Source organism: Paraburkholderia metrosideri (assembly GCF_904848625.1).
Classification (GTDB): Bacteria; Pseudomonadota; Gammaproteobacteria; order Burkholderiales; family Burkholderiaceae; genus Paraburkholderia; species Paraburkholderia metrosideri.
The window spans coordinates 541,342-555,408 of record NZ_CAJHCP010000003.1; the positions used below are offsets into that span (position 1 = coordinate 541,342).

The 14,067-nt window shown below is 57.3% G+C and carries 9 protein-coding genes; 2 read left to right on the forward strand and 7 right to left on the reverse strand.

The genetic code is table 11. The features are described 5' to 3' along the window. The first annotated feature begins 391 nt into the window (after positions 1–391). Both murJ and LMG28727_RS08200 read left to right on the forward strand, forming a co-directional pair. Positions 392–1,699, forward strand: a complete 1,308-nt coding sequence (murJ, locus tag LMG28727_RS08195; protein ID WP_236591660.1) for a murein biosynthesis integral membrane protein MurJ — start codon at positions 392–394, stop codon at positions 1,697–1,699. A gap of 162 nt (positions 1,700–1,861) precedes the next feature. Then, a complete protein-coding gene (locus tag LMG28727_RS08200; protein WP_268960461.1) occupies positions 1,862–2,944 on the forward strand; it encodes a glycosyltransferase family 4 protein in 1,083 nt (360 codons plus the stop codon). A gap of 19 nt (positions 2,945–2,963) precedes the next feature. On the opposite strand, the gene LMG28727_RS08205 is transcribed toward LMG28727_RS08200, so the two are convergent. The 7 genes from LMG28727_RS08205 to LMG28727_RS08235 all read right to left on the reverse strand — a co-directional run bounded on the left by LMG28727_RS08205 (position 2,964) and on the right by LMG28727_RS08235 (position 13,439). Continuing rightward, on the reverse strand, positions 2,964–3,995 hold the full coding sequence (locus LMG28727_RS08205) for a polysaccharide deacetylase family protein (RefSeq protein ID WP_201641788.1): 1,032 nt from the start codon (positions 3,993–3,995) through the stop codon (positions 2,964–2,966). A 54-nt stretch (positions 3,996–4,049) separates the two neighbouring features. After that, complete coding sequence (gene asnB / locus LMG28727_RS08210) at positions 4,050–6,074, reverse strand: asparagine synthase (glutamine-hydrolyzing) (protein ID WP_201641789.1); 2,025 nt, start codon at positions 6,072–6,074, stop codon at positions 4,050–4,052. A gap of 161 nt (positions 6,075–6,235) precedes the next feature. Next, positions 6,236–7,351 carry a glycosyltransferase family 4 protein gene (locus LMG28727_RS08215; RefSeq protein ID WP_201641790.1) on the reverse strand — a complete coding sequence of 372 codons (1,116 nt, stop codon included), beginning with the start codon at positions 7,349–7,351 and terminating at the stop codon, positions 6,236–6,238. A 13-nt stretch (positions 7,352–7,364) separates the two neighbouring features. Next, complete coding sequence (locus tag LMG28727_RS08220; RefSeq protein WP_201641791.1) at positions 7,365–8,435, reverse strand: SDR family oxidoreductase; 1,071 nt, start codon at positions 8,433–8,435, stop codon at positions 7,365–7,367. Between the two features lie 85 nt (positions 8,436–8,520). Continuing rightward, complete coding sequence (gene tviB / locus LMG28727_RS08225; RefSeq protein WP_201641792.1) at positions 8,521–9,798, reverse strand: Vi polysaccharide biosynthesis UDP-N-acetylglucosamine C-6 dehydrogenase TviB; 1,278 nt, start codon at positions 9,796–9,798, stop codon at positions 8,521–8,523. A gap of 83 nt (positions 9,799–9,881) precedes the next feature. Continuing rightward, positions 9,882–12,134 carry a polysaccharide biosynthesis tyrosine autokinase gene (locus LMG28727_RS08230; RefSeq protein WP_201641793.1) on the reverse strand — a complete coding sequence of 751 codons (2,253 nt, stop codon included), beginning with the start codon at positions 12,132–12,134 and terminating at the stop codon, positions 9,882–9,884. Between the two features lie 93 nt (positions 12,135–12,227). Further along, positions 12,228–13,439, reverse strand: a complete 1,212-nt coding sequence (locus LMG28727_RS08235) for a glycosyltransferase family 4 protein (RefSeq protein ID WP_201641794.1) — start codon at positions 13,437–13,439, stop codon at positions 12,228–12,230. Between the last annotated feature and the right edge of the window lie 628 nt (positions 13,440–14,067).

Genomic DNA, 14,067 nt, shown 5'->3' on the forward strand with positions numbered 1-14,067 from the left:
GCGGCAAGCAAGGCAACGAAGATATGGCGACTCGCGGCTTGATCGCCATATCCTTTCCGTTCTACCCTAACGTCTCTGTTGATCCATATGCCGACACTGCCCGACGCGTTCGACATATCTGTGTCACAAAACAGGCCGGAAAATATTCGGTGCGATCCCTGTCGTCTGATTCAAGCAAACCCGGCCCAATGTTTTTTTCTTATACAAATACTCGGTAACCCGTTGCCTTGACCGAAGTACTTATGTTGCCCTTCACGCATACCGATCCAGCTTGTCCGTTTAGCGTTAGTCTGTTCGGCATCCGTGAGTTGATTGCAAATCGAACCACCAGTGTGAACGAAAATAGAAGGCTACATCCTTGATATCTCAGATCGCGGCGTGGCGAAGCCGCTTGCTGCACGCTCACCCGGATCATCTGCGAATCGCGCGCAATGCGGCGCGGGTGTCGCTGTTCGTGTTGCTGGGCCGCTGCGCCGGTGCGCTCAAGGAAGTCGCCGTCGCCTATCGCTATGGCGTCAGCAACACCGTCGACGCCTATCAGTTCACGCTGACACTGCTCGTATGGCTGCCTTCGGCGTTGGCGTCCGTGCTCGCCATTGTCCTTGTGCCGGTTTTAGTCGAACTTCGCACACACGGCAAACGGGATCAGGCGAGATTCCTCGGCGAACTGGAAGTGGCCACGGCAATCGTCGGCACCATGCTCACACTCGCGCTTTACCTGCTTTGGCCCGTTGCGCTCCATGCGATGGCGGGAAATCTGTCGTTACAAACGCGCGAGATGACACGGCAACTGATGCTCGGCATGGCGCCGGTCGGTGTACTCACATTAGTGGTTTGCGTCTATGCAGCGCGTCTTCAGGTTCGTGACCGCCATATCAGTTCGCTGCTCGAGAGTATGCCGGCGGCGGCCACGCTGGTTTTCGTCCTGTGCGCGTCTGATGGCAGTTCGATTTATCCGTTACTGTGGGGCACGACGATCGGCTTCATCGTGCAGGCAATTTCTCTGAGACTACTGGCCGGCCAAGCAGACCACATCCGCGTGCGCCCGCGCCTGTCATTCCAGTCGCCGCAGTGGGCAGCAACCATTCAGGCGTTGCGCGTATTCACGTTAGGCCAGATCGTCCTGTGCACGGCCGCACCACTCGATCAGTATTTCCTGGCCCACGTCGGCGATGGCGCAATCGCAACGCTCGGCTACGCGAACCGCGTACTCTCGCTCCTCCTTAGCATGGGCGCACTGGCCATTGGCCGCGCCACGCTGCCGATCCTCTCAGACATCATCAGTCGCGGCGACCCTATACGAGCCCGGCACACCGCTTTGAAATGGGTGCTTCTTATGCTTGCGATGGGCGGCGCTTGCGCGGCGGTCTCCTGGCTGCTGGCGCCAACTGTCGTCGGCTTACTGTTTCAACGCGGCGCTTTTACCGGGCACGACACAGCCGCGGTGGCCAGCATCTTTCGTTGGGGTCTCCTGCAAGTACCCTTCTACTTCGGCGTACTGGTCATGATGCAGCTCTATGCGAGCGAAGGACGTTACCGGTCGATGGCCATGATTGCTCTTCTCAGCTTCATGCTGAAGGCAATTGGAAACATCTTATTGATACCATGGCTCGGAATCGCCGGCGTGTTGATTTCGACCGCCCTGATGCACGCAGGATCCTTCGTCCTATACCTGGGATTCTCCAGGTCCAGATCTTAGGACGACGAGGATCGATTCAACGAGGCGCCACATTCTGACCGATTCACACTGTCGCCCGCGATCCGCTCAACGGTGCGATCTTGCCCCACGTGATATTCGGGAGATCCGATGGTGAAAGTACTTCATGTGATCATCGCCCTACATTCGGACGGCGCGGAATTGATGATGCAACGTCTGGTCGAATCGCATCACGGAAGTCCCGATTTTTGTCACGTCGTCTGTTCCCTCACCACGAACGGGAAAATCGGCGAGCAGTTGGCTGGCCGAGGGGTCGATGTACACGTGCTCGGTATGCAAACGGCACTAGGCATTCCGCTCACGCTGGTCCGGCTGGTCCGGCTGATACGCACGACGCAACCCGACATCATCCAGACATGGATGTATCACGCCGACTTTCTTGCCGGCCTCGCCGGATGGCTGAGCGCTCATCGGCGAATCGTTTGGGGCATTCGAACCACCGATGTCCGAGCGAGCGGCTCGCACGCAACGGCCATCTTGAGAAAGGTTTGCGCCAGACTTTCACGATCGATGCCGCGCGCCATCGTCTGTGCCGCCCACGCGTCATTGCGTGCACACGTGTCGGTGGGATACGACGAGCGGCGCATGCTCGTCATCCCGAACGGCTTCGATATGGCGAAACTGTCTGCCACGCTAGCGCAACGCAATGCGCTGCGCGAGCAGTGCGGATTCGCGCAGAATGCCGTGGTAATCGGTATTGTCGGGCGCTTTCATCCCGTGAAAGATCATGCGAATTTCGTTCGTGCGGCGGGGTTGGCTGCCGAACGAAACCCGGATATACGCTTTCTGATGGTCGGTCGAAGTCTCGATGCGGATAATCGTGAACTCGCTGGTTGGATTACGGCAACAGGCCACGCATCTCGCTTCGTACTGCTCGGCGAGCGACGCGACGTTCCCATTTGCCTCGCAGCAATGGACTTGTTTTGCCTGAGCTCCCGCACCGAGGGATTTCCGAACGTGGTGGGCGAGGCGATGGCGATGGGACTACCCTCTGTCGTGACGGATGTCGGTGACGCGGCGATGCTGGTCGCCCGCACCGGAATCGTCGTGCCAAAGGAAAACTCCGAGGCGTTGGCCGATGGGCTGCTGCGGCTTGCCGAACTGTCAGAGGACGCACGCAGACAATTAGGGGCTGCCGCTATGGAGCGCACGCACCTCGATTTCACTATTGAACGGGCACGCCAGCGCTTCGAGCAACTTTATTTGCGACTTCTCGCGTCGGACTGACGAAGTTTGCTCACGCTCGTCACTTCCATCTCTCGAACAGGTAGCCCAGCGAGGTACTGGTACTCTGCCAGCGGCGGCCCGCCGTTGCGATTTCGCACAGCCCTCCCATATTGAGCGAGCTGAAGCCGTACTTCACTTCCAGCTCATCGTAATGATCGGCAATCGCTTGCAGGAACTGGATGTTCTGCTGGAGGTTGGCACCGAAATTATGAGGGTGCCACCACAGATGATAAAGCCGTCGATTCACAGCGGCGTCAGTCATCGATCTCTTGACCCGGTGCAGCCTGAGATCGTCCAGAAACGCCACCCGTTCTGAATAAGGTCGAAGAAACCTGCTTGCCGGGAAATTAAACGGAGTTTGCTGAACGCACTCCTGGAGGTCGTAGGTGTTATGACCGGAAAGATTGACATATGCGTCGATCAATCTTAAAGCTCGTGTGAACCGGCTTTGACTCGCCGCATTCGACGCTCTGTGCATCCGCCCGACACCGTTGCCCCGATAGCACTGCAACCCGAGCCTCGCAAGCGACGAAAGATATTCCTCGTTCCACTGATTCCGTGGAAAAACAAGGCTCTTTATCGTAAGGCCGTGAGCTTTCGCAACGGCCTGCGCACAACGAATATCTTCCTCGAACTGGTCCCTCGTTTGACCTCCCTCCAGACAGTAGTAATGCGAGAACGTATGCGTGGCAATTTCTTGTCCTTCCGTAGCTGCGATCAACGCGATCAAATCGGGGGCGAAGTGATAGGCCGGGTCGAGCTCGGTTGCTGCGGCGATATATTCATAAGGAGAGAAAGTGCGCCTCGAGTAATCTGGCTGAAGATCCGGAATGGCCTTTCTCAACTCGTCGGCGTTCCTGAAAAAGAGAAATCCCACGACGGCCCATGTTGCATGAAGGTCGTGCGCTCTGAAAATGCGCAACATCTCGGGGATAGCTTTCCGGACACCGCGAAGATTCTCGCCATAACCTTCGATTGTGCGTTTATCCCTCACGCCCCAGTACAACTCGAAATCTAGTGAGATCGTGAAGACGCCATGCCCGGGGCTCATGCTATGCCTCGACAACCAATTCTTCGATAAGCGGCGCGGCGGCAGTGCGCAGCATCATAAAATCTGGCGCGCGTCATCGGTATCCTCATTCGTTGAGTGGGCTGAATTGGTCTGCGTCTGCTGATTTTCCAGCCAACTCTGGAACATCAGCACGTTCCATAACTGCCCTTGCCAGTTGTGTTCGGATGAAAGATGCTGCTTCCACTTGAGGCGAACGATCGCTGGATCGAAATATCCTTCACGTCGCAAGCGTGCCGGATCGAGCAATGTCTCCGCCCACTCTCTCAAATGCCCTCGTAACCAATGACCGATCGGCACGCCGAATCCCATCTTGGGTCTTTCGACGAGTCTGCGCGGTACATGGCGGTGAAGAACCTGTCGAAGTATCCACTTTGACTCTCCATCGCGGATTTTCATCGATTGCGGCACTCGCCACGCAAACTCGACGACGCGATGGTCGAGAAATGGCATACGTGTTTCGAGTGAAACCCCCATCGCAGCCCTGTCGACTTTCGTCAAAATGTCATCGGGGAGATAAGTGATCATGTCCAGCGCCATCATGCGCTGCATGCCACTAACTCCATTGAAAGCCGGTGCATTATCGGTTAGCAGCGTCGAGGGCTCAAAGCCTGCGATCACGGTTCTTGCAGGATTGTCCCATTGAGACATCATACGCAGATAGAGCTCATCAAATGAGTCGCTGCTGATGATCGCCGCCGCCTTGTGCATTTTGTCTCCAATGTTTGCTTTGTGCAAAGAAGCGGGGAGCATGGGCCTGACCGCATCCGCCATGCTGTTCCATACATTGGGCGAAACGGCCGCCACGCCTTTCATCGCAAGCCGGCGCAAAGGTGCAGGCACATGCGACATTTTGTTCCATATACGCGCGCTTCTCTGATAACGCGTATAACCACAGAACAACTCGTCGCCGGCGTCGCCCGACAAAGACACGGTGACATGCTGTCTCGCAAGCTGGGCCACCAGAATGGTGGGAATCTGCGAGACGTCGGAAAACGGTTCGTCGTAAAACGTCGGCAAGCGTTCGATCACACCCATCGCCTGGTCTGCGGTCACATACAGTTGTGTGTGGTCCGTACCCAGATGCCTTGCGACCGCTTTGGCGAGCGTGGCCTCGTCATAGCCTGGCTCATGAAAGCCGATCGTGAACGTCCTCACCGGGCGCGCAGATTGCGCCTGCATCAAAGCCACAATGGTGGAGGAGTCGATCCCTCCAGACAGAAACGCGCCGAGCGGCACGTCGGAAATCATGCATTGACTCACCGACTTGCGCAGCAGTGCCTCGAGTTGATCGACCGCCTGCTCTGGCGTACCCGTGAATCGCTGTGCAATGCCATTTTCGACCGTGGCCACGGCAGACCAGTACGGCCAGACCTTCGGCTCTCGCGCGTCGAGAGAGATCGAAAGCAGGCATCCAGATTCAAGTTTGAAGATACCGTCGTAGATCGAATAGGGTGCCGGCACACAGCCATGCCGCAATTGCAGACTCAACGCGCCTCGGTTGATCTTGCCTTCGAAAGCCGGGTGCGCCCTCACTGCTTTCAGCTCGGAGCCAAACAGAAACGTGGTGCTGTCACCTTGTCCCTGCCAGCCATAGTAGAGCGGCTTTTCTCCGAGCCGGTCGCGTGCGAGCATCAGCGTGCTGGTCATGCGGTCCCATACGGCGAACGCGAACATGCCGGCACAGCGCTGCACCGTGGTCTGAATGTCCCACGCATCGAAGCAGGCAACGAGCGTTTCCGTGTCCGAACTGCCGCGCCATCGTGGTGCCTGCCCCGAGCGTTCCAGTTGGACGCGAAGTTCCCGTTGGTTATAGATCTCGCCGTTGAAGACGATCACATAACGCCCGGAATGCGAAAGCATTGGTTGATGGCCCGCTTCGGAGAGATCCTGAATCGACAGGCGTCGATGCCCGAAAGCGAGGCGTCGCGTCTGATCGCACCACGAGCCCGCGCAGTCTGGCCCACGATGGGCGATCGCATCCGCCATCATGCGGATCGTTCTGATCGGAGACAGGTCCGCGCTCCATCTCCCCCCTAAAAACCCGACGATGCCGCACATCAAACTCTCTCCTAAAGGCCGCCTGAACGGTATTTAAACTACCCGCTCGCGCTGGTTTTTACGGGTGCGAACTTCGCAAAGTAATCATGCCGTCATCGAGGTTGTGCCGCCGACTCCCGCGACAGCGTGGCGATTCGCGGTGTCGCGATTCCACGTCGATTTCAGCATTCTTCGCGCGCGCCGACGGTTTGGAACAATTCATCCCAGATCTGCAGGATTCTTTGCGACGAGTAGCGTTCCCGTACTGATGCGGCGCCCCGCTTGCCAAGTTCGCGGCGTAACAACTCGTCCGACAGTAATCGGCGCAAGCCATTAGCCATCGCGAACTCGTCGCCCGGCGGTATCAGCAACCCATCCTGACCGTCGCACGTCAATTCCTTTGGACCGCTTGGACAGTCGAACGCCACCGACGGAAGCCCGAGCGCCATGCCTTCCATCAGTGCCATTGGCAAACCTTCATGCCGGGACGACAACACGAACGCCTGTGCATTTATCATCACGGCCCATGGCGTACGGGTTTGGCCAGGCAGGAAGATGCGGCCGCTCATGCCCAACCTCGCAATCTGGGCTTCCAGTCGCGTGCGTTCCGGCCCCTCCCCCCAGATCCACAAATCCCAGTCCGGGAGTACATGCGCGATCGACGAGAAAGCGTTGACCAGCAAATCGAACTGCTTGCATTCGTGCAGACGCCCAAGTGCAATCACGCGCTTGCGCTCGCCCTCGCTCAATGGTTGCGGATTCTGCGCGAGCAACGCGTCAGGCAAAGGGCTCGGTACGACCGCAATACGCTTGATGCCAGGTACGACTTTTCTGAACGGAGTGACCACGCTGTCGGTCAGCAAGGTCACGATACTCGCCTGGGGGTACACGAGTTTGCACAGCAGCTTCCAGAACAGCGAGCGGCGATCGGCCAGCGGATTGGTCCGCTCTGAAACGATGACGGGAACGCCAAGCCCTCGCGATGCCAGGATCGCCGTAATATTCACATTGGTCAGAAAGGAAACGATGACATCCGGCTTGCTTGCGCGGATCAGCGAGCGCAATGCCATGAAGCGCGAGTAGTACGCTCTCGGCGCCTTACCGCGCTGTTTGGCGAGATCAACCAGATAGACGAATTTCACGTTGCTGGAAAGCTCATAGTGGCATGCCCCGCGGCCGGAAAATGTCGCGGCCAGCGTGACGGCATCGCCGCGCGCGGCCCAGGCATTGACCAGCGTAGACGCGACTCGCTCAGCGCCACCACCTTGCATCGAGCTCACGAGCATCAAAATCTTCATGGTGGTCGATCGCTCAGACGGGTCGGAACAGATGATTTTCAATCGACTCGGCGCCCGTCGTCGATATGAACTGGATATACCACGGCATCGCCTCGGCAAGTCCCTGCGCGAGTGGAATCGCATACCCATAGCCAAGCAGACGCCGGGCCTTCTCCACGTTCGCCTGTGAGTGCCGTATATCTCCGGCGCGAAAAGGTGCGTAGACAGGAGGCCTGTCGCAATGCACGCCATTTTGCGCGAGCGCCGCCTTCAATTCCTCATACAGTTGATTGAGCGTCGTGCGGCCACCGACAGCCACGTTGTACACCTCATTGCGGCTCGACGGTTCCGAGGTCGCAGCGAGCAGGTTGGCTTGCACGACGTTGTCGATAAAGCAGAAGTCACGGCTCGTCTCGCCGTCGCCGTTGATGACGACTTCAGTCCCGTCGATCAACGCCGCCGTCCACTTCGGTATGACCGCCGCGTATGCGCCATTCGGATCTTGGCGCTTGCCGAAGACGTTGAAGTAACGCAGTCCAATGGTGTTAAACCCGTACGTTCGCGCGAATACCGACGCATAGAGCTCGTTCGCGTACTTCGTCACGGCATAGGGAGACAGAGGCTGCCCAATGGTGTCTTCGACCTTTGGCAGCCCCGGATGATCGCCATACGTCGAACTCGACGCCGCGTACGTGAAACTCAGCACGTTCGCATCGTGGGCCGCGACCAACATATTCAGGAAGCCGCTCAGGTTCACCTCGTGAGTCGCGATCGGATCATGCACCGAGCGAGGCACGGAACCTAGCGCGGCCTCGTGCAGCACATGATCTACGCCCGCCACGGCGCGTGCACAGTCTGCTGAGTTGCGAATATCGCCTTCGATGAAGGTGAAGCGCTTCCATTGTTCGGGCGTGACGATAGCGCGAACCTCGTCGAGATTGCGACGATAGCCGGTCGAAAAATCGTCGAGACCCACCACTCGATGTCCCAATGCAAGCAGCGCTTCAAGTAGATTGGACCCGATAAATCCGGCCACTCCCGTGATCAACCATGTCTGAGGATTTTGCTTGAGCTGTTTTCGAATGGAGTCATAGCGCTCGGACATCGAAAATCTCCCAAAGAACGAATACATTCAAAGCAACCCGGTCTTCCTTCGCGTTCACCGGCGAAGCCGGCGCGGATCGTGGCGCCTAGAGGCGCAGATCGCTCGCGTCAGCCGGCAAGATGAATTTGAGGTCGTACAGGACGTGCTGTGATTTGCCGAACGAGCGCAGCGCATCTTCGCCCATCTTGACAAACTGCGAATGCGCCACCGCAACGATGATCGCATCATAGGCTCCGCGCGCCGGCGTATCGATCGGGTCAATGCCGTATTCGTGGTGAGCTTCCTCTTTCGACACCCACGGGTCGAAGACATCCACATGCACACTGTACTGACACAACTCGGCAACGATGTCGACGACGCGTGTATTGCGCAGATCGGGGCAGTTCTCCTTGAAACTCAGGCCCATTACCAGCACGCGCGACCCGGCGATATCGATGCCACGCTTGCTCAACGCCTTGATCAGTTGCGACACGACATGGATGCCCATGCTGTCGTTCAGGCGACGTCCCGCAAGAATGATTTCGGGGTGGTAACCCATGGCCTGAGCCATGTGCGTCAGATAATACGGATCGACGCCAATGCAATGGCCGCCGACGAGCCCCGGGCGAAACGGCAGGAAGTTCCATTTCGTGCCTGCTGCGAGAAGGACAGACTCGGTATCGATGCCCATCCTGTTGAAAATGATCGAAAGTTCATTCATCAAAGCAATGTTGACGTCTCGTTGCGTGTTCTCAATCACCTTCGCCGCTTCGGCCACTCGAATACTGCTAGCCTTATGCGTGCCAGCAGTGATGATCTCGCGGTAAAGCGAGTCGACGAGGTCGGCCACTTCTTGCGTCGAGCCCGACGTCACTTTGCGGATGTCGGTTACACGGTGCGTCCTGTCGCCAGGATTGATGCGCTCCGGGCTATAACCCACGAAGAAGTCGACATTGAACTTCAGGCCCGACGTGCGCTCCAGCACGGGCACGCAGTCCTCTTCCGTGGCCCCGGGGTAGACCGTCGACTCATAAATGACAATGTCGCCGTGTTTCAGGACGCTTCCGATCGTTTCGCTCGCACGAAGCAACGGAGTCAGATCCGGGCGTTTATACCGGTCGATTGGCGTCGGCACCGTCGCGATATACAAATTGCAGTCTTTCAGTTCCGCCACATCTGACGTGTATTTCATTCCTGTTGCAGCGGCAAGTTCATCGTCAGTCACCTCCAGCGTCGTGTCGCGACCCTCACGCAGCGCGTTGATACGCGCACGATTGATATCGAACCCCACTACCGGTCTGCGCTTGCTGAACTCGACTGCGAGCGGCAAGCCGACATAGCCCAAACCGACGATTGCAACTTTCAATTCGCTTTGCTGACGCATGACTGCTACTCCCCTTGTTTTAACGCAGACCGCTGGATCGAAAGATGTTGGTGACCGCGGGACCGAATCCGCGTGCCGTATCCCTATGTCGTACCTGATCGCTTCCCGGTTGCTTCGTAGCGATGCGCTACATATGCCTGGCCGCCGTAAACTTTTGCATCGCCGTAGCTGCCGCCGGGGCCCTTGAAACCATTGAGCAGCAGACCGTTGACCCTTGCTCCGGTTTGCGCGAGTCGCTTCGACGATTCGACGATCTCTTTCATCCGCGTTTCCCCGAAACGCGCCATCAGGAAGATCAGCCCTGCGGCTGGTGCCATGGTCCCCGTGTCTGACACGACGAGGATCGCGGGCGCGTCGAGCAGCACGATGTCGTAACGGCGCGCGACCTCCTGTATGACTTCGGAAACCCCGCTGCGCAACAGCAGCTCCGCGGGGTCCGACGGATACTCGCCGGTCTCGATGAAGTCGAGATTCGGCAAGACGTCTTTCTGAATCACTGCGTCGAGTGCAGCCGAGCCGTCGAGCGCCTCCTTCAGGCCTTCCGTCCTTGCGAGACTGAAGTACTCGTTCAATTGCCCGCGTCGCAGATCACCATCCACGAGCAGCACGCGCTTGCCGCCAGCCGCGAGAACCGCGGCAAGATTCGCTGACGTGAACGACTTGCCGATGCCAGGCAGCGGACCAGCGAGCAAAATTACGTTGTTGCGCGCGCCAGACATCGCAAACTGCAGCGCCGAGCGCAGCATGCGCAGGCCTTCCACTGCGGGATCCTCTGGATAGAGGGCGGCAAGCAAAAGTCCCACCCGTGAGCCCGCGGGGGCTTTCTTCGTCATTTCGACCTGCCGCTGACTTTGCGGAATCGTTGCAAAAACACTTAAGCCAGTGACAGCTTCGAGCTCTTGCGGGTCGGTCACGCCGCGGAACATCAGGTCACGCGCGAGCGCGACCGCGCTACCCAATGCGAGCCCCACCAATGCCGACACTAGCAGTACCAGCGACTTGATCGGCTTGACGGGAAGTTCGGGCACGTCGGCGCTGTCGATCAGCAACACGGATCCGACCTTCCCCGCTCTGATGATCTGCAATTGCTCTATGTTATTCAGCATCGCCGAGTACAGTTCCGTGCTGACCTGCAAATCGCGCTGCAGACGCAGCGCGCCCTGTTCGGTCAGTGGCAATGCTTTCATACGAGCATTGACGTCATCCAGGTATTGCTCAGTCGAGGCGATCTGCTGATCGCTTGCGACCACACTCGGATGCGGATATGAAAAGCGGCTCGCGAGTTCCTCGCGACGTCGCTTCAACTCGACGATCTGCGCTGCCGCGTCAGCACTTTGACGCAGCAATTGGCGACCTTCCTCGCTCGGATCAATGAGCACGTGAGTATTGCGATAAGCGTTGTACTTTTCTTCGGCGTCTTGCACCTGCGCCTTCATGGCGGGTAACTGCGCCTGCAAAAACGTCAGGGTCTTTTCCGCGATGACCGCCTTGCGGTCCGCATTTTGCCGAACGTATTCATTGCCGATCTGATTGATCGTCGCGCTTAGCCGGACCGGATCCGTGCCTTGCAAGGTAGCGCCTAGAACATTCGATTTGACGCCGGACTCGGAGATACGCAATGTCTTCCGCAAATCATCGATCGTTATCTGCCGAGAATGACGCGTGAGATCGAATGCAACGTCGCTCTCTCCAATCATTTGCTCGACAAGCAGAGTCACGAACCCATCGTTCGTCAAAAAACGTTCGCTTACGCCGACTCGTCCGATCACTGGTCGTTGTAGACCGGGCCCGGTGAGTTGATAGCGCCCACCCGCTTGCGCAATCAACCTATAGGAACGCCCTTCCGCTCGTTCGGGAACCTCGAAATTTGCGACCTTGATGGATTCCCCGCCCCATGCGAAGCCAGCCATGCCGTATAAGCCTGGCCTGCGCAATATGTCGCTATGGCGCGCTATCCAGCTCCCGATGATCGGGAAGTAACGCGGTGTTGCGGTGATATACAGCTTCAGTGCATCGACTGCCCTCGAAACGATCAACTTCGATCCGAGAATCTGCATTTCTCCTTCCGCCGAAGACTTCACGTCGAACGTTGGCGACGCATTACGCAGAACGTCCTTCGAGGTCGCCGATGCGGGTTCGTTGCTGTCCTCGACCCTGATCAGAATTCCCGCCTGATAAATTGGCGCACTGAAAAACGCATAGGCGGTGCCCAACAGGACAAAAACAAGGGCCGTGCTCAAGATCATCACGCGACGATTGATCAATGTCGCGACGATCGACCTAAGTTCGTAACCGTCAGACGCGTAGCTGGCTATAGTCTGTGGGGTGCGTTTCATGGCGCGACCGTTCTTGCTTGTGCTTTAAGTTTGTGGAAGCCGAGCCCGTCTTTTCTTATGCTGCATGGGTTTCGCGACGGATGAACTCATGCGTCAATCTGCCTTGAGACCCTGCGGCTCGGCTAATGGCAGGTCCTCCAGCGGACCGACGTCCTGCCCTAGCACTGGTAGCAACTCACGATAAACCTCCAGAGTTTTTTCTATCACGATGCGTTCGTCGAATTGCTGCATTGCCTTCTGTCGAGCCGCGAGTCCGAGTTTTCGTACCAGCGCGCGATCATCGTCCAGCAGTCGAACGGCGTTCGCGAGGGCTTCGCTATCGCGAACGGGAATCGAAATGCCGTCCTCCCCACTTCGACTGACGACTTCACGGCACCCCGGCGCATCGGTGGTAATCAGCGCCAACCCGCACGCGGCCGCTTCGATCAACGCTTTCGGGAGACCCTCGCGATAACTAGGCAAAGCCATCACATCCACATCGGACAGCAGCCGCGGCATATCGCTGACGTGACCCAGCCATTGCACTATGCCTTCCTCAACCCAGCTGTTAACCTGTTGCAGACTCACCGCTGCCGGGTTACCGTCGTCAGGCAGACCGGCAAGAAGAAACTGCACGTTGCGGTGTTCACCGCTGAGCGTGCGCGCCGCACGCACATATTCACCGACGCCTTTATCCCAGAGCAGCCTGGCGGCTAGCAGCACCCGTAAAGGCCTCCGATCTTGACCTTCGATATAAGACCGAATAGTGAAACGGGTCACGTCGACGCCCGATCCCTTAATCAGCCGGATGGCTCTTTCATCGACCAGGTGTGCCGACTTGAACACGGCGACATCGTCTGGATTCTGCAGGATCAATGCACTGCCCTGCCCGCCCATAGCCGCGCGCAACGCCCGGCGCACGAGTGGTCTTAACAAACGCGCCTTCATGTCGCGACTGATGAAGACATAGCCCAATCCAGCGACTGCACAAACTCTGGCGGGCACGCCCGCAAGCTTTCCCGCCAGCGCGCCATATACCGCGCTCTTTATAGTGAAGCCATGGACGATTTGCGGTGCCTCACGCTTGAGGAATTGAGCCAGCCATAGGATCAAACTCACTTCCATAAACGGATTAAGACTACGCCGGTTCATCGGCACACAATGCCACCTAAAGCCCAATTCCCTTAGGCGAGGGCCGTATTCGCCGTCGGGTGAAAGAAGAATGACCTCGAAGCCCTCATCGCGGAGCTTTCGGGCAAGTGAGATCCTGAAGTTGTATAGGTACCAGTCAGTGTTCGCGAACAGCACCACCTTGAGCTTGCTCACGTGATCTCCAACGAAATACTCGTACTTGATCCATAGGACCATCGCCGCCCGGCACCAGAAAGTGTGGTGCGACAGCGCGGCACGAAAGGGCGTCAGTAACTGAACGACGCGGCCATGTTCAGGGCGCCATCCTTACGGTCATTCCGAGTCTATTCGTTCGCATTTCGGTTCCCGACGGAGAAGACAGACATCGATAGGTCAACAGGTTACCCTGACCACATCGTCGCGGCAGCCTCAACCTTGCGGCACACTAGAGCCGCGTCTCTCCAGATCGGACAAGACTTGATCATATTGGGCGATCAGATACCTGCCCCATCGGTGGTTCTACTTAAATCTATTTTGATAAGACATATCATCGACTTCCACCTTGATATCAGTTTCCAAAACGTACACCAACCATTTACCGTCTATTCATTTGACCTTCATATCTTTCTAAAAAAACCGGCTCACTTCGATCTACCGGATTCGATTTGTTCGACGTGCCGCATTAGTTAAAACGCTTATTTATGGGTCAATTGCTCCATCTTGCCTGCTCTATGTGCGGAACCGCACACAACGAGAGTGCGAGATGCGAGATCGTAGCGCTCCGTTAGCTCAGTACTTTCGCCTCAGCCTCTATGACGAAATC

Bases quoted from the DNA above. Each gene is read 5' to 3' on its own strand.
- asnB (WP_201641789.1), bottom strand. From the start codon at position 6,074: ATGTGCGGCATCGTCGGGTTTTTAGGGGGGAGATGGAGCGCGGACCTG.
- tviB (WP_201641792.1), bottom strand. From the start codon at position 9,798: ATGCGTCAGCAAAGCGAATTGAAAGTTGCAATCGTCGGTTTGGGCTAT.
- LMG28727_RS08220 (WP_201641791.1), bottom strand. From the start codon at position 8,435: ATGTCCGAGCGCTATGACTCCATTCGAAAACAGCTCAAGCAAAATCCT.
- LMG28727_RS08215 (WP_201641790.1), bottom strand. From the start codon at position 7,351: ATGAAGATTTTGATGCTCGTGAGCTCGATGCAAGGTGGTGGCGCTGAG.
- LMG28727_RS08230 (WP_201641793.1), bottom strand. From the start codon at position 12,134: ATGAAACGCACCCCACAGACTATAGCCAGCTACGCGTCTGACGGTTAC.
- LMG28727_RS08200 (WP_268960461.1), top strand. From the start codon at position 1,862: ATGATGCAACGTCTGGTCGAATCGCATCACGGAAGTCCCGATTTTTGT.
- LMG28727_RS08205 (WP_201641788.1), bottom strand. From the start codon at position 3,995: ATGAGCCCCGGGCATGGCGTCTTCACGATCTCACTAGATTTCGAGTTG.